The sequence below is a fragment of the Erwinia sp. E602 genome, from assembly GCF_018141005.1.
In the GTDB taxonomy this organism is placed as follows: domain Bacteria; phylum Pseudomonadota; class Gammaproteobacteria; order Enterobacterales; family Enterobacteriaceae; genus Erwinia.
The window spans coordinates 766311-788506 of sequence record NZ_CP046582.1 but is presented as its reverse complement, the minus strand read 5'-3'; the positions used below and the strand labels follow the sequence as shown (position 1 = coordinate 788506).

The window sequence follows — 22196 nt, the reverse complement described above, 5'->3', positions numbered from 1 at the left end:
ATGAAACTGACCATTGAGCACAAGACCTGCTTCAGCTATCAGCATCAGGTTAAACAGAGCACCCAGTACCTGCGGCTGACCCCGCAGGACTCCAGCCACCAGCAGATTATCTCGTGGGAATTGCAGCTGCCGGACCAGGCGGTGTGCACCACCGACGCCTATGGCAACGTGCTGCACGTGCTGACCCTCGACCGTCCGCATCAGCAGATTGAGATCGCCGCGCGCGGCGTGGTGGAGATAATCGAAGGCGGCGATCGGTTTGCGCCAGCGGACGACAGGCTGTCACCGCTGGTGTTTCTGCGCCTCAGCCCGCTGACCCAGCCGGATACGGCCATCCGGGAATTTGCCTGCCGTTATTATCGCGAAGAGGCGCCGCTGGCCAGCCTTGAACGCCTGATGGGAGAGCTGCTGTTGAAGATGCCCTATCAGCCCGGCAGCACCCGGGTCACCGACAGCGCGGCCGAGGTGTTTGCCGCCGGCAGCGGCGTCTGCCAGGATCACAGCCACGTGTTCCTCGCCTGCTGCCGCAGCCTGCAGATCCCGGCGCGCTACGTCAGCGGCTATCTCTACACCGATAATGTGGAACATGTCGCCACCCATGCCTGGGTGGAAGCGTGGCTGGACGGCCACTGGCACAGTTTTGATATTACCAATAACACCCGCAACGTCCGCCATCACCTGCGGCTGGCGATCGGCGTTGACTATCTCGACGCCTGTCCGGTGCGCGGCATGCGCATCGGCGGCGGCAGCGAAGAGATGCAGGCCGTGGCTGCGGTGCAGCAGATGGCTTCCCAGCAGTAATTTTTATCGGATAAATTATGACCTACTGTGTGGCAATGCGTTTATCGTCAGGGATGATTTTCGTTTCCGACTCCCGCACCAATGCGGGCGTTGACCATATTTCGTCGTTTCGGAAGCTGCACGTTTTCCAGCGGGATGGAGAGCGGACGCTGGTGCTGCAGAGCGCCGGGAATCTCGCCACCACCCAGAGCACGCTCAGTCTGCTGCGGCGCGGCTGTGAAGATGACGGCGCGCCAAACCTGATGAACTGTACCAGCCTGTACGACGTGGCGCTGCTGGTCGGCGACACGCTGCGCGCGGTTATCCAGCGTGACGGAGAGGAGTTTGGCGGTTCACTGATGCTGGGCGGGCAGATCAAAGGCGAAGCCCCGCGGCTGTTCCAGATCTATCCGCAGGGCAACTTTATCGAAGCCAGTACCGATACGCCCTACTTCCAGATTGGTGAGAGTAAATATGGCAAACCGATTATCGATCGGGTGCTGCACTATCACACCCCGCTGGAACAGGCGATGCAGTGCGCGCTGATTTCGATGGACTCAACGCTGGCGAGTAATATTTCGGTGGGCCTGCCGCTGGACGTAATGATCTACCCCGGCGACAGCTTCATCTGCGAGCAGCAGTACCATCTGACCGAGAAGCACCCTTACTTTTCTCAGCTGCGTCAGCGCTGGAGCAGCGGCCTGCTCAGCGTCTTTTCACAGCTGCCGCCGTTAAAGCTGGAGGAGTAAGAGAGACAAGGTAAAGGAGGGAGAATTTCAGACCGTCTGAACGGGTATCTCCGACCGGAAATACCCGTTATTGATTAATCCGTTTACTCCACTTCGATCGACGACAGCAGCGCGTTCTGAATAATGCGCTGCGCCAGCATCGCGTCCTGCTTATCCTGGGCGGCCTGCAGCGCCGGGATATCCAGCTTGTCCAGCGCGCGGTAGATATGCTTGAGGAAGCGGATCGACAGCTTCGCCGCCTCCACGCTGTCTTCGCGGAACGGGAACTGGTCGAGCTGCCAGACGCCGTCCCAGTTGTTGATCTTCAGCACGTAGAAGAACTCGAAGATCTCGGTCATATGCACGGTGCCGACCACCAGGTCATCATCCCAGCCGCGCAGGTTGTCGTTTACGTCCATGCCAAACAGGCGGCCACGATCGATAATCAGCTGGGCGGAGTCCGCCGGCGACTCGCCGCCAAACAGCGCGTGACCAAAGTCGAGCAGCACGCCAACGTTATCCAGGCCAATTTCCTCAATGCCCAGCAGGGTGCGCGCCGCCGAGTCCCAGGTCATTTTGACGCGCGGTTCGCGCGGCTTGTACTCGATGGCAAACTTCACGTCCGGGTTGGCCGCCGCCAGCTCGCGCATGCCGTCCACCGCCAGCGCCCACAGCTGCTTGTGGTTGACCTGGAACGGATAGTCCCAGCCGTCCTGCCCCGGCCACACTTTCACGTAGCTGGCACCCAGCTCACGCACCACGTCCGCCGCTTCGTTCATCAGCTTCAGCGCGTCGGCACGGGCCACCGGGTCCGGGTTGGTAAAGGCACCGCGTGACCATTTACGCAGGTAGATCTCGGGGGTGATGCCGATCGCCTGCAGGCCGGCGGCGGCCAGCGCCTCTTTTACCTGAGCCACGGTCACGCCCGGCGAGAACGGGTACGGCACGTCGACGTAAGAGAGGTCGCCGACCTCCGCCGCCAGCGCGATCTGCTCCAGCGTGCTTAACGCCGGGCCGTAGCCATCCACCGCGTAACGGTCGATATAGTTGGCGAAATGCCATAAACCTGCGCCAAACTTCGGATAGTTGTAAGTGCTCATCGTGGTTCTCCATTAGCGGCTAAATGTGTTTGCCTCAGCGCAGCTGCGGCGTTATCAGTCTGTAGTCTGTTAGCGGTGTGCCGTTGCCCTGTTTTCTCAGCCCGGCCTTGCCGCCCCGCCCTCTTCAATCAGCGCCTTCTGCGCCACCACCGCGGCTTTCTGCTGCATGCGGTTCTGCATCTGGTCGATAATCACCGCAATAATGATCACGATGCCCTTAATCACCATCTGCCAGAACTCGCTGACCCCCATCATAATCAGGCCGTCGGCGAGGAAGCCGATGACAAACGCACCGACCAGCGTGCCGAGGATGGTGCCGCGCCCGCCGGCCAGCGAAGTACCGCCCAGCACCACCGCGGCGATGGCGTTCATCTCAAACGAACTGCCGTTGGCCGGGTGGCTGGCCACCAGCTGTGAAGAGACCACAATGCCGGCGATGGCGGCACAGAGTCCGGAGAGCGAATAAACGAGAATTTTCACCCGCTTCACCCGCACGCCGGAAAGCTCTGCGGCACGTTCGTTATCACCGATGGCGTACACCTGACGACCAAACGGCAGGCGGCGTGCGATGTAGGCAATCACCAGCGCCAGCACGATCATCATCCAGATAGCGTAAGGCAGGCCGAGGAAGTAGCCGGCCCCGATCTGGTCAAAGCCGGTATTGCCCAGCTGCGGATTGCCCTGCAGGCCGGGGAAGGTTTCACCGCCGGAGGTGAGCATCGCCGCCCCGCGCAGGATGTACATGGTGCCGAGGGTGCAGATAAACGGCGCAACGTTATAGCGGGTAATGATCCAGCCGTTGGCCGCGCCGATCAGCCCACCGATCAGCAGCACGACCGGCACAATCACCCACACGCTGGGGAAAATAGCGATGCCGAACATCGGCAGCACGATGCCTTTGGTAATCATCCAGCCGGCGATCATCCCGCACAGCCCCAGCGTGGCACCGATCGACAGGTCAATGCCGGCGGTGATAATCACAAAGGTGATGCCCAGCGCGAGGAAGGCGTTGATGGCGATATGTTTGACCATAATCACCATGCTGCCGACGGCGAGAAAGTCCGGCACGGTGATGGCAAAAAAGCCGACGATCAGGATCAGGGCGATAAAGGTACGCATTTTTAACAGCAGCAGGATCAGACTCTCCCGCGAATTAAACGCTCTGGCCGCCGACGCGGGCAGCGCGGTGCCTTGACTGGTTTTCATCTCAGAACCCCTTTGCACTTGCTTTGACCAGCGCCGATTCTTCAGCGGCGGCACGTGGAATATCGGCGGTCAGCTTGCCGCCTGACATCACCAGAATACGGTCGGAGACCGCCATGATCTCTTTCAGATCCGAGGTGGAAAACAGAATGGCGATCCCCTGCTGCGACAGCTGTACCATCATGCGAAACACGTCGGCCTTGGCCCCTACGTCAATACCGCGGCTGGGTTCGTCCAGCAGCAGCAGATTAGGGTTGGTGAGCAGCGAGCGGCCAATCACCACCTTCTGCTGGTTGCCGCCGCTCAGCGCGTTGATGCTGACCTCCGGCGAGGAGACTTTGATCGACAGATTGCTGACCGTCTCCGTCACCACCTCCTGCTCCTGCTGGCGCGAGATAGCAAAACGGTACTGCAGCCGCTGCCACAGGCTGCCGATGGTCAGGTTACTGGCCACCGACGACACCGGGAAAATGCCGGTACGCTTGCGGTCTTCCGGCACCAGGCTCATGCCCATGCGGATACGTTCGGCGGTATCCAGGCGCTGCGGCACCGGCTTGCTGTCCAGCCAGATCTTGCCCAGGTAGTTACGCTGGGTGCCGAGCAGGCACTCAAACAGCTCGGTGCGCCCGGCCCCCATCAGGCCGTAGATGCCGACGATCTCACCGGCGCGCACGTTAAAGGAGACGTTATCCACCAGCGCGTTGCCCGCCGGGCCGACGCAGGTAATATTTTCCGCCTCCAGCACCGGCGCGCCAAACTGGCGATCGTCGGTCAGGAAGCTGGTCACCGGCTCGCTGCCGAGCATCTCCCGCACGATCCACGGCACGTCGATCTCGCTGACCTGCGCTTCCGCCTGAAAACGGCCGTCGCGCAGAATGGTGATCACATCGCCGATCGCCATCAGCTCTTCCAGCCGGTGGGAGATATAGATGATCGACACGCCCTGGCGGGTCAGTTCGCGGATCACCCGGAACAGGATCTCCACTTCGGTTTTGCTCAGCGCCGAGGTCGGTTCATCAAGAATTAAAATATCGGTATTTTCCGCCAGCGCTTTGGCGATCTCCACCAGCTGCTGCTGGCCCACTTTCAGGTTCGCCACCAGCTCGCGCGGGGAGATCGCCTGGTCCAGCCGCTGCATCAGTTCGGCGGTGCGCGCTTCCTGGGTTTTTTCATCAATCGGCCGCAGCCCGCTTTGCAGTTCGCGGCCGAGAAAGATATTTTCCGCTACCGACAGGTTCTCAAACAGGTTCAGCTCCTGGTGCACCATGCCGATCCCGAGCGCGGCCGCCGCCCGGGTGCTGTTCAGCTGCACCTGTTGGCCGTTCAGCCAGATCTCACCGCTGGTGGGCGGTTGTACCCCGGCGAGGATCTTCATCAGCGTGGATTTACCGGCGCCGTTTTCACCAATGATCACGTTGACCTTGCCGCGCCAGACGCGGTAGTCAACGCGGTCCAGCGCCAGCGTGCCGGGGAACAGCATCGACATCGCCCGCGCCTGCAGAATAATCGGATCGAGATCGCTCATTAGGGCGCTTCCTGTTTCATGCTGACGGCGACCACCTCAGGCGGCTGGTTCGGCTGCATCAGCACCGCCAGCACCAGCTGTACCGGTTTACCCACCCAGCTGGCGTCCACCTCAGGCAGCTGTTTCACCGCCTGGCGATTCAGCGCTTTGGTCATCTGCGCAAACTGCACCTGGTTGGTGAACTCTTCAAAGCGAAAACCGGCCGCATCACGGATCGCGTTGCTGCGCACCACCGGGCCAATCATCACCGGCACCGACTCTCCGTTAATGGTCACCGTCAGTTTCCGCTCACGATCTTCCGCCGGGCTGACGGCGGTCACCGTGCCGCTGGCGCGAACAAAAACGCTTTCGCTGGTGCCCGTTTTTACCGTTGTGGATTTGGTTTTCATATCGGCCCAGCCCAGCGCACGATCGGCGGAGGCTTGCAGCACCCGCGGTTCCCAGTTCTCTTCGGCCACCTGTTGCGGCGTCTGGCTGCTGAATCCGGCTTTAGCGGTCGGATCCTTTGGAATGATCGGTTGCCCGTTCGCATCCAGATCGACTACCGTGCAGCCGCTCAGCAGCACGGTAGCGACCAGCAGGCCGGCGAAGGAGAGTTTCATCACCATCATCGGCTCCCGGGTTATTTAGCGAGGTTGAAGACTTTCAGCTTGCTGGCGTTGCTTTCATCAATCAGCACGCAGTCCATCAGCTGCTTCTCTTCCTTCTGCGCTTTGCCGTGGGTCAGGTAGTAGTCTGCCTGTTCAATCGCCATCTGCGCCTGCGCCCAGCCCGGCTGCAGCACCGTGGCCTTGATGTTGCCTTTGTTGATAATCGAGTCGCGCACGTAGTCGCTGCCGTCAAAGCCAACCACGATCACGTTGGTTTTGCCGGCGGCTTTCAGCGCGGCTTCCGCGCCCAGCGCCATGGTGTCGTTACCGGAGATCACGCCGACGATGTTCGGGTTTTTCTGCAGGATGGTTTCCATGCGGCTGAAGGCTTCGGTCTGGCTCCAGTTGGCGCTCTGCTGAGCGACCATCTTCATGTCTTTGTAGTCATCCAGCACGTCGTGGTAGCCCTGCGAGCGCACGCCGGCGTTGGTATCCGACTCTTTGCCCAGCAGCTCGACGTACTCACCCTTACCGTTCAACAGTTTGGCGAACTTCTCCGCCCCCAGCTGTGCGCCCTGGTAGTTGTTGGAGACGATCTGCGCCACCGCTACGCCGGTTTTGTTGATTTCGCGGTCGATCAGGAAGGTCGGGATACCGGCATCTTTCGCCTTCTGCACCGGGCCAACCGTGGCGTCTGCCCCGGCGTTATCCAGCACGATGGCTTTGGCCTTACGGCCGATGGCGGTTTCAATCAGCTGGTTCTGTTTGCTCACGTCGTCATCGTGTGACGCCACCAGCGTGCTGTAGCCCAGCGCCTTAGCCTTAGCCGCCGCGCCGTCGGCTTCTGCTTTGAAGAACGGGTTATCGTGGGACGGGGTGATAATGACAATCAGCCCTTTGTCTGCCGCCAGGGCGGAAGCGCTGAGGGTCATGGCGGAAAGCAACAGGCCGGTAAGCAGGGTACGTTTCATTGACTATCTCCACTGTGAATAAATATTCATGCGTGATTTATTATTCTTTCATCATTGGTGATTGCTCAGATTTAGTCCAGATGTTCAGATCGAAAAGGAGAAGAGGATCACAGGGGATTTATTGATTTTCTTACTTATCAGTAAGATAAAACAGACAATTCATTTTATATCAATGATTTAAAACTGTGACAGAGGTAACAGTTGGCACGGTTTTTCTGTAAATAGCGCTGTTTTTACAGGGAAAATTACGGCGGAAAAAGTGTTCTGAATCATCCGTCGTGCAGGAAAAAATGAACCAGCAAACAGGATATGGGGTGATACGGGTGGAAGCAGAGTCGTTCACCGTGAATAAAAGCCTGATGACCTGCTGCGTCGGTTTTCGCCAAATCGCAGCCGGTTATCTCTCAACAATAACCGGCTACGCGTTTAGTCTGGTGACGTTACTGCCCGAAAAACTTGATATCGGTTGCCGTCGGGATCGTCACGGCGCTGCCCGCTGGGATCAGTTCGCCGCTTTGCGCGTCAAAGCTGAAGCGGCTGATGCTGTTAGAGAAGACGTTTGCCACGTACAGCGACTGGCCGCTCTGGTCAAACGCCAGGGCGCGCGGCTCGATGCCGCCCGCGGCCACCGCGCCTTGCTGCCGCAGTCTCCCCTGCTCGTCGATACGGAATATCAGGATACGGTTATCCGCACCGCGATTCATTACCAGCAGCCAGCGGCCGTCCGGGCTGAGAACAATCCCGGAACCGCTTTTAAACGCCGTCTCATTTTTAGCGTACAACGGCAGGTTCTGCTGCTGCTCCAGCCCCTCTGCGGTGACCGTAAAACCGACCACTTCGGCAGACATCTCAGTCACCAGCCAGGCAAAGCGGCCATCGGCAGAGAACGCCATATGGCGCGGACCGCTGCCGGGCGGCAGCTGTACGTTGCGATCGGCGTCCGGCTGCAGCGGCAGCGCCTTGCTGGCCGCGTAGCGGTAAGCGTGCAGCAGGTCAGCGCCGAGATCGGCGACGTACAGCATGCTACCGTCCGGGCTGAACGTCACCGAGTGGGCGTGGCCGCTGGCCTGGCGATCGGCCACCGCGCCGGAACCGGCGGCATAAGGGAACTCCTGCACCGACTCAGACAGCGCGCCGTTGTTCGCCACCGGGAACACGGCGATGCCGGCACCACCTGGCGCGACCGAGTAGTTGGCGACGATCAGAAAACGGCCGTCCGGGCTGAGCGCCGCGTGGGTGGGCTGCTGCCCGGGGCTGCTGACCGAGTTAACTACCGAGAAACGTCCGTTTGCGTCGCGCGCCAGCGCGGTCACCGCGCCGTTGACCTCTTCGTTGGTGACCCAGGCAAAGCGGCCGTCCGGCGAGCTGGCGATCCACGACGGGCTCTTCATCTTCAGTACGCCGTTTATCTCCAGCGAGCCGTCGGGGTGGCGGGTGAGCTGGTACAACCCCTCGCTGGGTTTTTCCGGTTGCTGTACCCGCGGATCGTCCGGCACCGAGGTCCAGCTCCCTGCCAGTGCGCTTTGCGTTGTCATTATGGGTGTTTCAGCCTGCACGCTCTGCGCGTGGGTTACAGCGGTTGCCGTTGTCATGATCATCATTACCAGTAAGCCTGTTCTGCCGGGTGATAAACGTGGAGACATTGTAACACCTCACCATCAATGAATTATTTCATCCCTCCATATCGTCGGCTGGCAATCACCAGGCCATTAAAACGAGGGTATCATTCAGGGTAGAAGATATCTGTTTTTCAACGAAGAATTAAGTGCAGGAAGGAGACCCAGGGCACAAAAAAATCTGACTGGCGAGGTCAGGTTTTTTATTTTCCCACTCAACCTGTAATGCTCGCGCCGGTGTCAGGCACCCCCTTCCTCACCAGTCAGACAGGTTACTGAAATATATATTTCCGTCTTTTTCACAAGAGCGTTATCACTACGTTTTGGCAGAAAAAATTAATTCACCTGTTACACGAAAAAATAATAAGACCGCTGTTACACGCAGGAATAATAAGACCGTGGTTTTTATATTTTACAATGCCCTTCTGATGCTACTTCCTGATGCGCCAGATAATTAAACTGCTGCAACCCGCCATCTGTGACCAACAGCGCAATATAAACAATTATCCACTCTGTACCATTATTTCCGCAAATTATGTACAAAAAACACTCTGCACACAGGGCTACCATCGCCGGGTAATAGCGTTTTCTGAATATTAATCCGCTAAGGAGAGTCAGCAATGGCCAAAAATATCGATAAAAAGAGAGTAATTAATGACGCCAGCATCGAAGAAAAAGTCAGCCTGCTCTGTGGCAAAGGCTTATGGCGTATGGGGCAGATCCCCCGCTTCGCGACACCCGACGTGGTGATGACGGACGGCACCTACGGCGTGCGCTACAGCGAGTCGCAGATAGACCAGGGAGAGGGGCTCTCCTGTCGCGAATTCTTCGAAGTGGTCGCGCAACGGCCGGTCGGCAGTGAGCCACAGCGTGGCGCGGAAGCGTCGGCACAACAGGGCAACGATCCCGGCCTGCAGCTGTTCGGCACCAGTAAACCGGCTACCTGTTTTCCTAACGGGGCCAGCGTGGCCTGCAGCTGGGATACTGAACTGATGAGAAAAATGGGCGTGGCGCTGGCCGAAGAGTGCCTGGAGATGGGCGTCAGCATTTTGCTCGGCCCCGGGATCAATATCCGCCGCACGCCGCTGGCCGGGCGTGCGTATGAGTACTACTCAGAAGATCCCTTACTGAGCGGAGAGCTGGCGGCGGCACTGATCGACGGCCTGCAGAGCCAGGGGGTGGGGGCCTGCCTGAAACACTTCGCCTGCAATAACTCAGAAATTCGTCGCACCCAGATGGATTCGGTCGTCGACGAGCGGGCGTTGCGGGAGATTTACCTGGCAGGTTTTCGCCGGGCGATTGAAAAATCCGATCCGTGGATGGTGATGACCTCCTACAATCTGCTCAACGGCGTGCAGACCTCCGCGAATCCCTGGCTCACCCACCAGGTGCTGCGTGACGAGTGGCAGTATCAGGGTATTGTGGTATCTGACTGGTATGCGGTGAAACACCGTCCGGCGTCACTGCAGGCCGGTAACGATCTCTCCATGCCGGAAACCCAGACTGACAAAACCGAGCTGGCGGCAGCCGTGGCCAGCGGGCAGGTCCCCCTCAGCCAGCTCGATTTATCCGTAAACCGGGCGCTCGATCTGCTGGAAAAAGCAGAACAAAATAAACGCCCCGGTTTTAAGGCCGATTTTGAGCAGCATCATAAACTGGCGCAGCAAATTGCCGCTGAGAGCCTGGTGTTGCTGAAAAATGAGGGGCAGATCCTGCCGCTTAACGCTGCCCGGCATAAAAAAATCGCCGTAATCGGCCACCCGGCTACCCGGCCGGTGATTCAGGGCAACGGTTGTGCCACCACCCATCCCTGGAAGCTCAATACCCCGCTGGATGAAATCATGCAGCTGGCGGGAGATTTTGATGTCAGCTGGGCACCCGGTACCGCCAGCAATGACAGCAGCGATGCCAGCGCCCTGCGTACCGCCACCGAGGCAGCGGCCAGTGCCGATCTGGCCATTCTGTTTGTCAGTACCCCGATTGGTGAAGATGGCGAGAACAGTGACCGCGAACATCTGTCCATCCAGCCACAGCATGAAGAGCTGTTGAATGCCATCGCCCGCGTGCAGCCGGAACTGGTGGTGGTGATCGCTAACAGCGAGTCGGTGGTCATGCCGTGGCTGGCGAAGGCCCGTGCCGTTATTGAACTGTTTTTTGCCGGCCAGGGGATGGGTAAAGCGGTTGCTCAGGTGCTGCTGGGTGAGGCGAATCCCTGCGGCAAGCTGACGGTCACCGTGCCGAATACGCTGGAAGAGACCCCCGCTTTTCTGACCTATCCCGGTGATAATAACCGCCAGTACTACTCAGAGGGGCTTTACGTCGGCTATCGCTATTACGACAGGCGTAAAATAGAGCCGCTCTTTCCGTTTGGTTTTGGCCTGAGTTACACCACCTTCAGCTATGAAGAGATCGCCCTTTCCACGACCCGGCTGCGGCCGGATGAGACGCTGACGGTAAGCGTCACGCTGAAAAACAGCGGAGACCGGGACGGGAAAGAGATTGTACAACTGTATGTCGCCCCGCCGCACGGCAGGCTGGCACGGCCGGAGCAGGAGCTGAAAGGCTTTGCCAAACTGGAGATCGCTGCCGGTGAGCGCCGGACCGCCTCGATTGAACTGGCCGCGCGCGACCTGGAAATCTGGGATCCGGCTTCAGAGCAGTGGCGAATTGAGCCAGGTGTCTACCGCCTGCTGGCCGGGAAATCATCACGAGATATCGCCCTGGTCGCCACCCTCACCGTGATGGCTGACCGCCTGCCCGCGCCGCTCAGAGAAGACTCTTCACTGACTGATTTGCTTGAACACCCTGCCGCTTTTGAACGGGTTTGCCAGCTGTTCAGCCGAAAAAGCGGCCGATCGCTGCATGAAGCGAGGAAAACGCTGGAGCTGAACGCACCGGACCTGTTTACCAGCGTATTTATCAGCATGGCGACCATTTTTGAACTCGATATCTCACGCGATGAGCTCAACGAGGTGATTAATGGCTGAGCATCATCCGGTCAGTGCTGCCCCCGAAGGGGGCAGCCAGCGGACAGCCGACCCTCTGTCGCAAAACCTCCCGACGATCGCGCTCAGGGAAAAGCTCAGCTATGGCTGCGGCGATCTGTCATCCAACCTGATGTGGGGGGTAACCGCTTCATTTATCCTTTACTACTACACCGACGTCTATCAGATTGCCGTGGAGCGGGTTGCCCTGATGCTGCTGGTGGTCAGGGTGATCGATGCCTGTTTTGATCCGCTGGTAGGCTGGCTGATTGACTGCAGCCGTGATGCGGATATGGTCAGGCGGCTGATCGCCTGGCTGGCGGTGCCGTTCGGGCTGATTGCCTTACTGGCTTTTCTGCCACTCCCGCTGTCCGACAACGGCAAGCTGGCCTGGGCCACGCTGACGTACACCTTACTGGGTGCCATTTACGCGGGCATCAATACCCCCTACGGCATCCTCAGCAGCCTGATGACGCCCCATCCGCAGCAGCGGGTGGTGCTGAATGCCTTCCGCGCGATGGGATCGCAGAGCGGCATGCTGCTGATCGCATTGCTGACCCTGCCCGCCGTTCACTGGCTGGGCGGCGGTAGCAGCCAGCAAAATGAGCTGAAAGGATTTCCGCTGTATATGGCCGGCGTTGGCGCGTTGGGCTGCGGGCTGTGGTTTGTCACCCTGAAGGGCTGTGTTATCCGCTATCGGCCGGAACCACACCGCTTTCCGCTGAAAATCCTGCTCGGGGCGCTGCTGAAAAACCGGGACTGGCTGCTGTGTACCCTGGCCTTCGGGCTTTACTACATTATTCTCAGCGCATTTTACTCCTTCGCCCTCTACTTTGCCCGTGGCGTACTGATGCAGAGCACGGCGTTTGGGGGGTATATCCTGACGCTGATCACCTTCTGTTCGGTAACGGGCAGCGCCTGTGTTCCCCTGCTGATCCGCTACGTCAGCCGCAGAACGCTGTTGCTGGCGGGCTATGTTTGTCAGGCCGCGCTGCTGATACTTATCGGCCTGATTCCGCTCACCCCCCTGCTTTTTATGCTGCTGTTTCCACTGGTGGCGCTGCAGCTGGGAGTTAACTCGCCGATCTACTACTCCATCATCGCCGACAGCATTGACGCAGGGATGGCGAAAACTGGCGTACGTACGGCAGGTCTGGCCTGGTCGCTGAATACCCTGATGACCAAAGTCGCTTATGCCGTAGGCGGCTCTCTTCTGGCCATGATGCTCTCTCTCGGCCATTACGATCCCCAGGCGCTGATCCAGAGCGAACTGACCGCCCGTTATGTAAAAATAGGCTTTATCTGGATGCCGCTGATGGTCTACCTGATCTCGTTGCCGGTGATCTGGCGGTTGCCTCGCGATCGGCAAACTGCCAGCAATAAGTGATTTTGTGCACAGTTTTGCGTACTGAGGCTTGAGCTGAACGCTACTAATGTAACAAATTGGTTAACGGTCTGATGCTCCTGCCCGTTCCGCATGGGCATCCGGTCTGCAATATGGACAAAGTCAGGAAGTGATGTGTAAACATCACTTTTTTTTGCGCCAAATGGCCTGACCATTAGACCTGTAAAAAGTGCAATCTTCCGTCATCTGCCTGAACACAACATGACAATAACGAGAAACAGAGGGTACGTATGTCTTCAACATCAGAGGTTTTGCCTGAAACCACCCGCAGAGTGCTGGGGCTGCCTGCATCATTCTTCCTGCTCGGCATTTCATTAATTTCGATTATTCTCGGTTACACCATTCTCGGCATTAAGCTGGAGGCGCTGCTGTGCATCACTGCGGTGCTGAACGCCTTTGTCGCCATGTGGCTGGGCTACAGCTTCCAGGACATCATTGATGAAATCGTGAAGAAATTCTCTCAGGCGCTGCCGTCACTGATGATCGTGATGTGCGTGGGTGGGGTGATTGGCGTGTGGATGAGCTCCGGCACCATCCCGTACCTGATCACCATCGGCCTGAAGATTATTAACCCGCAGTATCTGGTGCTGATTACCTTCCTGGTCACCAGCATCGTCGCCACCTGTACCGGCACCTCGTGGGGCTCGGCGGGCACCATCGGCGTGGCGCTGATGGGCGTGGCGCACGGGCTGGATGCCAACCTGGCGGCGGTGGCGGGTGCCGTGGTCGGCGGTGCTTACTTCGGCGACAAAATTTCCCCGCTCAGCGGCTCCTCCAACTTTGCGGCGATCGTTAACAACCTCGACCTCTACGATCACATCCGCCACCTGTGCAAGACCACGATCCCGGCTTACCTGATCTCTGCGGTGATCTACTTCTTTATCGGTTTCTGGAGCCAACCGGGCAGCGGCAGCCTCGCTTCCGCACAGCAAACCGTCGATCAGATCCACCAGCTTTATCACACCAGCTGGATCCTCGCGCTGCCGATCTTTATCGTGCTGGCCGGTGCGCTGTTGAAAAAACCGGTGATCCCGGTTCTGCTGTTTACCACCGCCATCTCAATGCTGATCGCCTGGTTTACTCAGGGCATCGGCCTGATTGAAAACCTGAATATCTGGGTTTCCGGTTTCAGCGTCAGCACCCTGACCGATAACCCGGAGGCGGTACCGGCCAGCATTCGTCTGCTGCTGGAGCGCGGTGGCGTGGCCTCGATGATGTCGCTGATTCTGGTGATCCTCTGCGCCTTCTCGTTCGCCGGACCGCTCACGCTGACCCGCGCGCTGGATATTATCATCGGCTACTTCACCCGCATCGTCACCAGCGCCGCAGGTCTGATCTTCTCGACTATCGCCGCCTGCGTGGCGCTGATAGCCGCCACCGGTAACAACAATATCGCCTGCCTGCTGCCCTCAGAACTGTTCAGAAAAGCCTATGAACAGAACGGGCTGCACCGTAAAAATATCTCCCGTACCGTGGAAGACGCCGCCACGGTGATTGAACCACTGATCCCGTGGACCGCGGCCGGGGTGTTTATGGCCGCGACGCTGAACGTGGCGACGCTGGATTATGCCCTGTGGGCCGTGCAGTGTTACGCCGGCTTAATCATTGCCGCTTTCTACGCCGTCACCGGGCTGTGCATTGCGAAAATCGACCCAACCGAAGAAATTAAGGACTAAACGTGAGCAATACAACCTATCTCCCGAGCTGGGACAGCCTTGACCAGCGCCAGACGCCGGCATGGTTCAACCAGGCAAAATTCGGCATCTTTATTCACTGGGGGGTGTTCTCCGTACCCGCATGGCGCAAAGTGGATAACTCGCTGTTTGGCTCTTACGCCGAGTGGTACTACGCCAGCGTTTACGGTAGCTATCGCAATAACGACGATGATTTCCATGCAAAGCATTACGGCAGTGATTTCCTGTACCGCGACTTTGCGCCGCAGTTTAAGGCAGAGCTGTTTGATGCCGATGCCTGGGCGGCGCTGTTTAAGGCCTCCGGCGCGAAATATGTGGTGATGACCACCAAGCACCACGACGGCTACTGCATGTGGCCGACCACCAACGCCCACAAGAAAAACTGGAACAGCGCTGACGTCGGGCCGCAACAGGATCTGCTGGGTGCCGTCACCACGGCGGTACGCGACAGCGGGCTGAAGATGGGGATCTACTACTCGATCATCGACTGGGAGACCAACTGGAGCCACCGCGCCGAGGGTGGTTACTTTGTGCCGGAAAAAGATCGCCTGAAGTTCGGTATCGATGAACAGCGTTATCCACAGGAGATCCTGCTGCCGCAGCTGAAAGAGCTGGTGAACACCTATCAGCCCTGCCTGATCTTCTCCGACGGCGGCGAGTGGGATCTCAGCGAGGAGTTCAGCCAGACCAAAGAGTTTCTCGCCTGGCTGTATAACGACGCGCCGAACAGGGATGAAGTGCTGGTGAACGACCGCTTCTTTAGCGGCATGCCGGGCAATCACGGCGACTACTACAGCACCGAATACAACGATAAAGAGGGCTTCGGCAAAACCCATCCGTGGGAAGAGAGCCGCGGCATTGGCAAATCCTACGGCTTTAACCGCGCCGAACAGCTGGAAGATTACTGCACCTCGCAGCAGCTGGTAGAGCAGCTGATCGGCATCGTCTCGAAGGGCGGCAACTTCCTGCTTAACGTGGGCCCGACCGCCGACGGCCGCATTCCGACGCTGCAACAGGAGCGCCTGCGCGATATCGGCCGCTGGATGGACGTTAACGGCGAGGCTGTCTATGACAGCCAGATCGGCGGCCGTCTGCAGAGCGACGATGCACGCTGCGCCTTCACCCGCGTGGCGGAGGCTGACTACCTGATCGTTAACAAGTGGCTGAGCGAACCGCTGACGCTGAACCTGCAGGCGGGCTACCGGCCGGCTGTCTGTCAGCTGCTGTGCAAGGGTGAGGCGCTCGAAGTGCCGTTCTCCATCAGCGACAACACCCTGACGCTGCAACCGCTGCCGTATCAGTTCGACCGCGGGCTGGAGTACGCCTTTACCTATAAATTTACCGCGTAAACCGGCATAACGGCCAGCCAGTCTGGCCGTTACCACAGCCGGTGCTGCTCTGCCCTGCTGCCCCTGTTCTGAGCGCGTAGCCTGCTGTACGACGGCTTTTTACCTGCCAGCTGCCCCTCTCACTCTCCCTGATGCTGACCTGACTGCCGTTGCAGTGTGGAGCAAGGGATTTTCCCGGATCGTTAATGAGATCTTAATCACATAATTCAGCCACTTAGCCGTGCGGTAAAACCGCTTACCGCCGCCTGCCACCGCTCATCCGCCAATATCACCGCTTAACGACAATTCCCGCCTTTCAACTGGGATTTCCGTCACCCTGAACGGGCATAAAAAAATAATCCCTTTACCCTACTCAGCCTCACCGGCCGCCTGCGTCGGACGCGCTGATAACCAGGTTACTTATGAATAAAAATACCGCTCTCCGGCACCTGCCGTGGATGTTACTCGGCATACTGGGTGCCTGCTGCCTCGCCGTGGTGGCGCTGCGCCGCGGCGAACATATCAGCGCGCTGTGGATCGTCGTCGCCTCGGTGTCGGTCTATCTGGTCGCCTACCGCTACTACAGCCTGTATATCGCCCGGAAGGTAATGAAGCTTGACCCGACCCGTTCCACCCCGGCGGTGCTGAACAACGACGGGCTGAACTACGTACCGACCAACCGCAACGTGCTGTTTGGTCACCACTTTGCGGCGATCGCCGGGGCCGGACCGCTGGTCGGCCCGGTGCTGGCGGCGCAGATGGGCTACCTGCCCGGCGTGCTGTGGCTGCTGGGCGGCGTGGTGCTGGCCGGGGCGGTGCAGGACTTTATGGTGCTGTTTATCTCCTCGCGCCGCAACGGCGCCTCGCTGGGAGAGATCATTAAGAAAGAGATGGGCCCGGTGCCCGGCACCATCGCGCTGTTCGGCTGCTTCCTGATTATGATCATCATCCTCGCGGTGCTGGCGCTGATCGTGGTGAAAGCGCTGGCGGAGAGCCCGTGGGGCGTGTTTACCGTCTGCTCAACGGTGCCGATTGCGCTGTTTATGGGCATCTATATGCGCTTCATCCGCCCGGGCCGCGTCGGAGAAATCTCGGTAATCGGCGTGCTGCTGCTGATCCTCAGCATCTGGTTTGGCGGCATCGTCGCCCACGACCCGTACTGGGGCCCGGCGCTGACCTTTAAGGACACCACCATCACCTTTACGCTGATCGGTTACGCCTTTATCTCGGCGCTGCTGCCGGTGTGGCTGATCCTCGCCCCGCGCGACTACCTCGCCACCTTCCTGAAAATCGGCGTAATCGTCGGGCTGGCGATCGGCATCGTGATCCTTAACCCCGAGCTGAAAATGCCGGCCATCACCCCGTATATCGACGGCAGCGGCCCGCTGTGGAAAGGTGCGCTGTTCCCGTTCCTGTTTATCACCATCGCCTGCGGCGCGGTCTCCGGCTTCCACGCGCTGATCGCCTCCGGCACCACGCCGAAGCTGCTGGCCTGTGAAACCGACGCGCGCTTTATCGGCTACGGTGCGATGCTGATGGAGTCCTTCGTAGCGGTGATGGCGCTGGTTGCCGCCTCGATTATCGAACCGGGCCTCTACTTTGCCATGAACACCCCGCCGGCCGGGCTGGGCATCACCATGCCGAACCTGCACGAGCTGGGCGGCGAGAACGCGCCGCTGATTATGGCGCAGCTGAAGGACGTTACCGCCCAGGCGGCGGCCACCGTCAGCTCGTGGGGCTTTGTTATCTCACCTGAAGAGATCCTGCAGACCGCGAAAGATATCGGCGAACCTTCCGTACTGAATCGTGCCGGTGGCGCACCAACGCTGGCGGTGGGCATCGCCCACGTGTTCGACAAAATCATGCCGGTGGCCGATATGGGCTTCTGGTACCACTTCGGCATCCTGTTTGAGGCGCTGTTTATCCTTACCGCGCTGGACGCCGGTACCCGCTCCGGCCGCTTTATGCTGCAGGATCTGCTGGGTAACTTCGTGCCGTTCCTGAAGAAAACCGACTCACTGGTGGCCGGGATTATCGGCACCGCCGGCTGCGTCGGCCTGTGGGGCTATCTGCTCTATCAGGGCGTGGTGGATCCGCTGGGCGGCGTGAAGAGCCTGTGGCCGCTGTTCGGCATCTCCAACCAGATGCTGGCCGCCGTGGCGCTGATCCTCGCGGCCGTGGTGCTGGTGAAGATGCAACGCACCCGTTATGTCTGGGTGCCGCTTTTGCCCGCCATCTGGCTGCTGATCTGCACCACCTGGGCGCTGGGCCTCAAGCTGCTCAGCAACAACCCGCAGCTGGAAGGCTTCTTCTTTATGGCCGGCGAGTATAAGGCGAAGATGGCGGCGGGCAGCGACACGCTGACCCCGCAGCAGCTGAGCAATATGCAGCATATTGTCATTAACAACTACACCAACGCCGGGCTGAGCATTCTGTTCCTGATCGTGGTGTACAGTATCCTGTTCTACGGCTTCCGCGCCTGGCAGAAAGCCCGCCGCGCGGATACCCGAACCGACTGTGAAACGCCTTACGTCGAGGTGCCGAAAGAGGGAATTAAAACCGTCTCCGGCCACTAAAGGCTCAATCCGGGCGGTGCCGTTAACGGCACCGCTTTTTTCGTTACGGAGAGGAATATGTTTGATAACTTAGGCGCGGCAAAAAAGTATCTCGGCCAGGCCGCGCGGATGCTGGTCGGCATCCCCGACTACGATACCTACGTTGCCCATATGCAGGCCAATCATCCGGACCAGCCGGCGATGACCTATAAAGAATTTTTCCGCGAGCGCCAGCAGGCGCGCTACGGCGGCGATGGTAAAGGCGGCATGCGCTGCTGTTAAGGAACGTTATGAACCCGATTGCAGTTACGGTACTGACCGGTTTTCTCGGTGCCGGTAAAACCACCCTGTTACGCCATATTCTGCACGAACAGCAGGATTACAAAATTGCCGTGATTGAGAACGAGTACGGCGGCGTGGCGATCGACGACCAGCTGATTGGCGACCGCGCCACGGAAATCAGAACCCTGACCAACGGCTGCATCTGCTGCTCGCGCGCCAACGATCTGGAGGATGCGCTGCTCGACCTGCTCGACGGGCTGGATAACGGCACGCTGGCGTTTGACCGGCTGATTATCGAGTGCACCGGCATGGCCGATCCCGGCCCGATTATTCACACCTTCTTCTCGCACGAGGTGCTGTGCCAGCGCTACCTGCTGGACGGCGTGATTACCCTGGTGGATGCGGTGCACGCCGCTGAACAGCTGGGGCGCTTCAGCCTTGCCCAGGCGCAGGTCGGCTACGCCGACCGTCTGCTGCTGAGCAAAACCGACGTGGCCGGCGACAGCGCGGAGCTGGTTGAACGCCTGCAGCGCATCAACGCCCGCGCCCCGGTCCATCCGGTGGTTAACGGCCAGATCGATCTGGCGCTGCTGTTTGACACCCGCGGCTTTATGCTGGAGGAGCAGGTGGTGCAGCCCGCGCCGCGCTTCCGCTTTATCGCGCCTGCCCAGCCGATGATCGCCTCTCTGGTGGTTGAGCTGGACTACCCGGTGGAACTGGCGGCGGTGTCGGCGGCGATGGAAGAGCTGCTCGGCGGCTTTGCCCAGGATCTGCTGCGTTATAAGGGCATGCTGTGGATCGCCGACCAGCCGTGCCGGCTGCTGTTCCAGGGCGTGCAGCGTCTGTACAGCGCCGACTGGGACCGCGAGTGGCAGCCGGAAGAGACGAAGCGCAGCACGCTGGTGTTTATCGGCCAGCAGCTGCCGGAATCGCAGATCCGCGGCACCTTCGAGGCGCTGCGGCCGCGTTAACCCCTGGGCTGTTACAACCCCAGCCGCTCCTTCAGCGGCTTCAGGTAACGGCGGCTGACCGGCACCGTCTGGCCGTTGCGCAGCAGCAGCTCCGCCTGGCCGTTATCCTCCAGGCGGATCTCACGCAGGTGCGCCATGTTCACCAGGTGCTGACGGTGGCAGCGCACCAGCGGCGTGCGGTTCTCCAGCGTGCGCAGCGTCAGCTCGGTAAAGCCCTCCCTGCCGTCCTGACTGGTGACGTACACGCCGCTCAGCCGGCTGCTGACAAACGCCACCTCCTCCATTGGCAGCAACCAGATACGGCTGTGGCCGGTGCAGGGGATAAACTTCAGCGGCTCCGGGCCTTCCAGCGCGGCGATATTCTGCAGCGGCCGCACCTCGCGCAGGCGGGCGAGGGTTTTTTCCAGCCGGGCGGGATCGACCGGCTTAAGCAGGTAATCAAACGCGTGCTCCTCAAACGCCTTCACCGCGTACTCATCAAAGGCGGTCAGAAACACGATCCAGGGGCGCTGCTGCGGATCGAGCATACCGGCCATCTCCAGCCCGCTGATGCGCGGCATCTGAATATCGAGGAACACCACGTCCGGCCGCAGCCGGTTGACCGCGCCCATCGCTTCAATGGCGTTGGCGCTCTCCCCCACAATGGTAATATCGGCCCGATCCTGTAGCAGCACGCGCAGGTTCTCGCGCGCCAGCGGCTCGTCATCGACGATCAGTACATTCAGCATAGGTTTTTTCCTCAGGCGCTCATCGGCAGGCGCAGGGTGATGCGCGTATAGCGCTCCGGCTCGCAGCTGACGCTGATGCCGCAGTCGTCGCCAAAGCGGCCGCGCAGGCGCTTGTCGACCAGGCTCATACCGAGGCCGCTGCCGTCCGCGCCGGGTAGATAGAGTCCGGCATTATCCTCGACGGTCAGCAGCAGATGTTCACCCTCGGTGCGGGCGTCAATGGCGATCACCCCGGTCCCCAGCAGCTGTGAAGTACCGTGCTTGATGGCGTTCTCGACGATCGGCTGCAGGGTGAATGCGGGCAGCCGCAGCTGCGCCAGTGACTCCGGTACCCGCAGATCGACCCGCAGCTGCGAACGGAAGCGGGCCAGCTCAATCTGCAGATAGGCGTTAACGTGCTCCAGCTCGTTGGCCAGCGTCACCACATCGCCCGGTCGCTTGAGGTTTTTGCGGAAAAAGGTCGACAGATACTGCACCAGCTGCGCGGCCTGCGTGCTGTCATGACGGATCACCGCCACCAGCGTATTCAGCGCGTTAAACAGGAAGTGCGGATTGACCTGCGCGTGCAGCAGCTTGATCTCCGACTGCACCAGCAGCGCCTTCTGCCGCTCAAACTGCCCGGCCAGGATCTGCGCCGACAGCAGCTGCGCGATGCCTTCGCCCAGCGTGCGGTTGATCGAGCTGAACAGCCGGTTGCGCGGCTCATACAGCTTGATAGTGCCGATCACCCGCTGATTTTCACCGCGCAGCGGGATCACCAGCGTCGAACCCAGCTTGCAGTTATCATGCAGCGAACAGCGGTAAGGCACCTCGTTACCGTCGGCGTAGACCACCTCGCCGCTCTCAATCGCCCGCCAGGTATAATCCGAGGCGATCGGCGTGCCGGGCAGGTGATGATCGTCACCGGTGCCGGTAAAGGCCAGCAGCTTGTCGCGATCGGTGATCGCCACCGCGCCGATATCCAGTTCGCGATAAAGCACCTGCGCCACCTTCATGCTGTTCTCTTCGTTAAACCCCTGGCGCAGGATCCCCTCGGTTTCTGCCGCCAGCCTCAGCGCGGTGGCCGAGAAGGCCGAGGTGTATTTCTCAAACATCGCCCGCTTGTCGAGCAGGATGCGCATAAACATCGCCGCGCCGACGGTATTGGCGACCATCATCGGCGCGGCGATGTTTTTCACCAGGTGCAGCGCGTCCTGATACGGGCGGGCGATCAGCAGAATAATCGCCATCTGCACCAGTTCCGCCACCAGCGTCACGCCGCCGGCGGTCAGCGGGCTGAACACCCGGTCGGGGCGGCCGCGTTTAAGCAGGTAACTGTGCAACAGGCCGCCGAGCAGCCCTTCGGTAAAGGTGGAAAGCATACAGCTCAGCGCGGTCATCCCGCCCAGCGAATAGCGGTGCAGGCCGCCGGTCAGCCCCACCAGCCCGCCGACCACCGGCCCGCCAAGCAGGCCGCCCATCACCGCGCCGATGGCGCGGGTATTGGCAATCGAGTCTTCGATATGCAGGCCGAAATAGGTACCGAGAATGCAGAAGATTGAGAAGGTGACATAGCACAGCAGCTTGTGCGGCAGGCGGACGGTCACCTGCATCAGCGGGATAAACAGCCGGGTTTTGCTCATCAGCCAGGCGATCACCAGGAACACGCACATCTGCTGCAGCAGCTGTAACACCAGAGTAAAATCGACCATCCTGCCTGCCCGTTCGCCCGTATTGCGGGCACCCTACTCTGTTAC

General features: G+C 59.7%; 17 protein-coding genes. 9 read left to right on the top strand and 8 right to left on the bottom strand.

Going from position 1 to position 22196, the window contains the following annotated elements:
- Both GKQ23_RS04990 and GKQ23_RS04985 read left to right on the top strand, forming a co-directional pair.
- On the top strand, positions 1–801 hold the full coding sequence (locus GKQ23_RS04990) for a transglutaminase family protein (protein WP_212409923.1): 801 nt from the start codon (positions 1–3) through the stop codon (positions 799–801).
- A gap of 17 nt (positions 802–818) precedes the next feature.
- Positions 819–1529 (top strand): proteasome-type protease, encoded by a 711-nt coding sequence (locus GKQ23_RS04985; RefSeq protein WP_212409922.1) that lies wholly within the window; start codon positions 819–821, stop codon positions 1527–1529.
- An 83-nt stretch (positions 1530–1612) separates the two neighbouring features.
- Here GKQ23_RS04985 and GKQ23_RS04980 read toward each other — a convergent pair whose 3' ends face one another.
- From GKQ23_RS04980 to GKQ23_RS04955, 6 genes are all read right to left on the bottom strand, one after another.
- On the bottom strand, positions 1613–2608 hold the full coding sequence (locus GKQ23_RS04980) for a sugar phosphate isomerase/epimerase (protein ID WP_056231694.1): 996 nt from the start codon (positions 2606–2608) through the stop codon (positions 1613–1615).
- A 96-nt stretch (positions 2609–2704) separates the two neighbouring features.
- A complete protein-coding gene (locus GKQ23_RS04975) occupies positions 2705–3814 on the bottom strand; it encodes an ABC transporter permease (RefSeq protein WP_212409921.1) in 1110 nt (369 codons plus the stop codon).
- Between the two features lies 1 nt (position 3815).
- Positions 3816–5336: a sugar ABC transporter ATP-binding protein gene (locus tag GKQ23_RS04970; RefSeq protein ID WP_212409920.1), complete on the bottom strand. Its 1521-nt coding sequence runs from the start codon at positions 5334–5336 to the stop codon at positions 3816–3818.
- Complete coding sequence (locus GKQ23_RS04965) at positions 5336–5947, bottom strand: DUF2291 family protein (protein ID WP_233208913.1); 612 nt, start codon at positions 5945–5947, stop codon at positions 5336–5338. The genes GKQ23_RS04970 and GKQ23_RS04965 overlap by 1 nt, the downstream gene beginning before the upstream one ends.
- Positions 5948–5958: 11 nt before the next feature.
- Positions 5959–6897, bottom strand: a complete 939-nt coding sequence (locus tag GKQ23_RS04960; RefSeq protein ID WP_056231686.1) for a D-ribose ABC transporter substrate-binding protein — start codon at positions 6895–6897, stop codon at positions 5959–5961.
- Between the two features lie 440 nt (positions 6898–7337).
- Positions 7338–8432, bottom strand: a complete 1095-nt coding sequence (locus tag GKQ23_RS04955) for a lactonase family protein (RefSeq protein WP_212409919.1) — start codon at positions 8430–8432, stop codon at positions 7338–7340.
- Between the two features lie 701 nt (positions 8433–9133).
- On the opposite strand from GKQ23_RS04955, the gene GKQ23_RS04950 reads away from it, so the two are divergent.
- From GKQ23_RS04950 to yjiA, 7 genes are all read left to right on the top strand, one after another.
- Entirely contained in the window at positions 9134–11500 is a 2367-nt protein-coding gene (locus tag GKQ23_RS04950) for a beta-glucosidase (protein WP_212409918.1), read from the top strand.
- Complete coding sequence (locus tag GKQ23_RS04945; RefSeq protein WP_212409917.1) at positions 11493–12884, top strand: MFS transporter; 1392 nt, start codon at positions 11493–11495, stop codon at positions 12882–12884. The genes GKQ23_RS04950 and GKQ23_RS04945 overlap by 8 nt, the downstream gene beginning before the upstream one ends.
- A 248-nt stretch (positions 12885–13132) precedes the next feature.
- Positions 13133–14578, top strand: a complete 1446-nt coding sequence (gene nhaC / locus GKQ23_RS04940; protein ID WP_072166253.1) for a Na+/H+ antiporter NhaC — start codon at positions 13133–13135, stop codon at positions 14576–14578.
- Between the two features lie 2 nt (positions 14579–14580).
- Positions 14581–15945, top strand: coding sequence for an alpha-L-fucosidase (locus tag GKQ23_RS04935; protein ID WP_056231678.1), 1365 nt, complete (start codon positions 14581–14583; stop codon positions 15943–15945).
- A 401-nt stretch (positions 15946–16346) separates the two neighbouring features.
- Positions 16347–18500, top strand: a complete 2154-nt coding sequence (locus tag GKQ23_RS04930) for a carbon starvation CstA family protein (protein WP_056231676.1) — start codon at positions 16347–16349, stop codon at positions 18498–18500.
- Between the two features lie 57 nt (positions 18501–18557).
- Positions 18558–18761 carry a YbdD/YjiX family protein gene (locus GKQ23_RS04925; protein ID WP_056231673.1) on the top strand — a complete coding sequence of 68 codons (204 nt, stop codon included), beginning with the start codon at positions 18558–18560 and terminating at the stop codon, positions 18759–18761.
- Between the two features lie 8 nt (positions 18762–18769).
- Entirely contained in the window at positions 18770–19732 is a 963-nt protein-coding gene (gene yjiA / locus GKQ23_RS04920; protein WP_056231671.1) for a GTPase, read from the top strand.
- Positions 19733–19743: 11 nt separating this feature from the next.
- Here yjiA and btsR read toward each other — a convergent pair whose 3' ends face one another.
- Together btsR and GKQ23_RS04910 are read right to left on the bottom strand one after the other, a co-directional pair.
- On the bottom strand, positions 19744–20460 hold the full coding sequence (gene btsR / locus GKQ23_RS04915; protein WP_056231668.1) for a two-component system response regulator BtsR: 717 nt from the start codon (positions 20458–20460) through the stop codon (positions 19744–19746).
- An 11-nt stretch (positions 20461–20471) separates the two neighbouring features.
- The gene (locus GKQ23_RS04910; protein WP_056231665.1) at positions 20472–22151 is read right to left on the bottom strand and encodes a sensor histidine kinase; all 1680 of its coding nucleotides are present in this window, start codon (positions 22149–22151) and stop codon (positions 20472–20474) included.
- Between the last annotated feature and the right edge of the window lie 45 nt (positions 22152–22196).

Bases quoted from the DNA above. Each gene is read 5' to 3' on its own strand.
- nhaC (WP_072166253.1), top strand. From the start codon at position 13,133: ATGTCTTCAACATCAGAGGTTTTGCCTGAAACCACCCGCAGAGTGCTG.
- GKQ23_RS04910 (WP_056231665.1), bottom strand. From the start codon at position 22,151: ATGGTCGATTTTACTCTGGTGTTACAGCTGCTGCAGCAGATGTGCGTG.
- GKQ23_RS04925 (WP_056231673.1), top strand. From the start codon at position 18,558: ATGTTTGATAACTTAGGCGCGGCAAAAAAGTATCTCGGCCAGGCCGCG.
- GKQ23_RS04945 (WP_212409917.1), top strand. From the start codon at position 11,493: ATGGCTGAGCATCATCCGGTCAGTGCTGCCCCCGAAGGGGGCAGCCAG.
- GKQ23_RS04950 (WP_212409918.1), top strand. From the start codon at position 9,134: ATGGCCAAAAATATCGATAAAAAGAGAGTAATTAATGACGCCAGCATC.
- GKQ23_RS04990 (WP_212409923.1), top strand. From the start codon at position 1: ATGAAACTGACCATTGAGCACAAGACCTGCTTCAGCTATCAGCATCAG.
- yjiA (WP_056231671.1), top strand. From the start codon at position 18,770: ATGAACCCGATTGCAGTTACGGTACTGACCGGTTTTCTCGGTGCCGGT.
- GKQ23_RS04980 (WP_056231694.1), bottom strand. From the start codon at position 2,608: ATGAGCACTTACAACTATCCGAAGTTTGGCGCAGGTTTATGGCATTTC.
- GKQ23_RS04930 (WP_056231676.1), top strand. From the start codon at position 16,347: ATGAATAAAAATACCGCTCTCCGGCACCTGCCGTGGATGTTACTCGGC.
- GKQ23_RS04975 (WP_212409921.1), bottom strand. From the start codon at position 3,814: ATGAAAACCAGTCAAGGCACCGCGCTGCCCGCGTCGGCGGCCAGAGCG.
- GKQ23_RS04960 (WP_056231686.1), bottom strand. From the start codon at position 6,897: ATGAAACGTACCCTGCTTACCGGCCTGTTGCTTTCCGCCATGACCCTC.
- GKQ23_RS04970 (WP_212409920.1), bottom strand. From the start codon at position 5,336: ATGAGCGATCTCGATCCGATTATTCTGCAGGCGCGGGCGATGTCGATG.
- btsR (WP_056231668.1), bottom strand. From the start codon at position 20,460: ATGCTGAATGTACTGATCGTCGATGACGAGCCGCTGGCGCGCGAGAAC.
- GKQ23_RS04955 (WP_212409919.1), bottom strand. From the start codon at position 8,432: ATGACAACGCAAAGCGCACTGGCAGGGAGCTGGACCTCGGTGCCGGAC.
- GKQ23_RS04985 (WP_212409922.1), top strand. From the start codon at position 819: ATGACCTACTGTGTGGCAATGCGTTTATCGTCAGGGATGATTTTCGTT.
- GKQ23_RS04965 (WP_233208913.1), bottom strand. From the start codon at position 5,947: ATGATGGTGATGAAACTCTCCTTCGCCGGCCTGCTGGTCGCTACCGTG.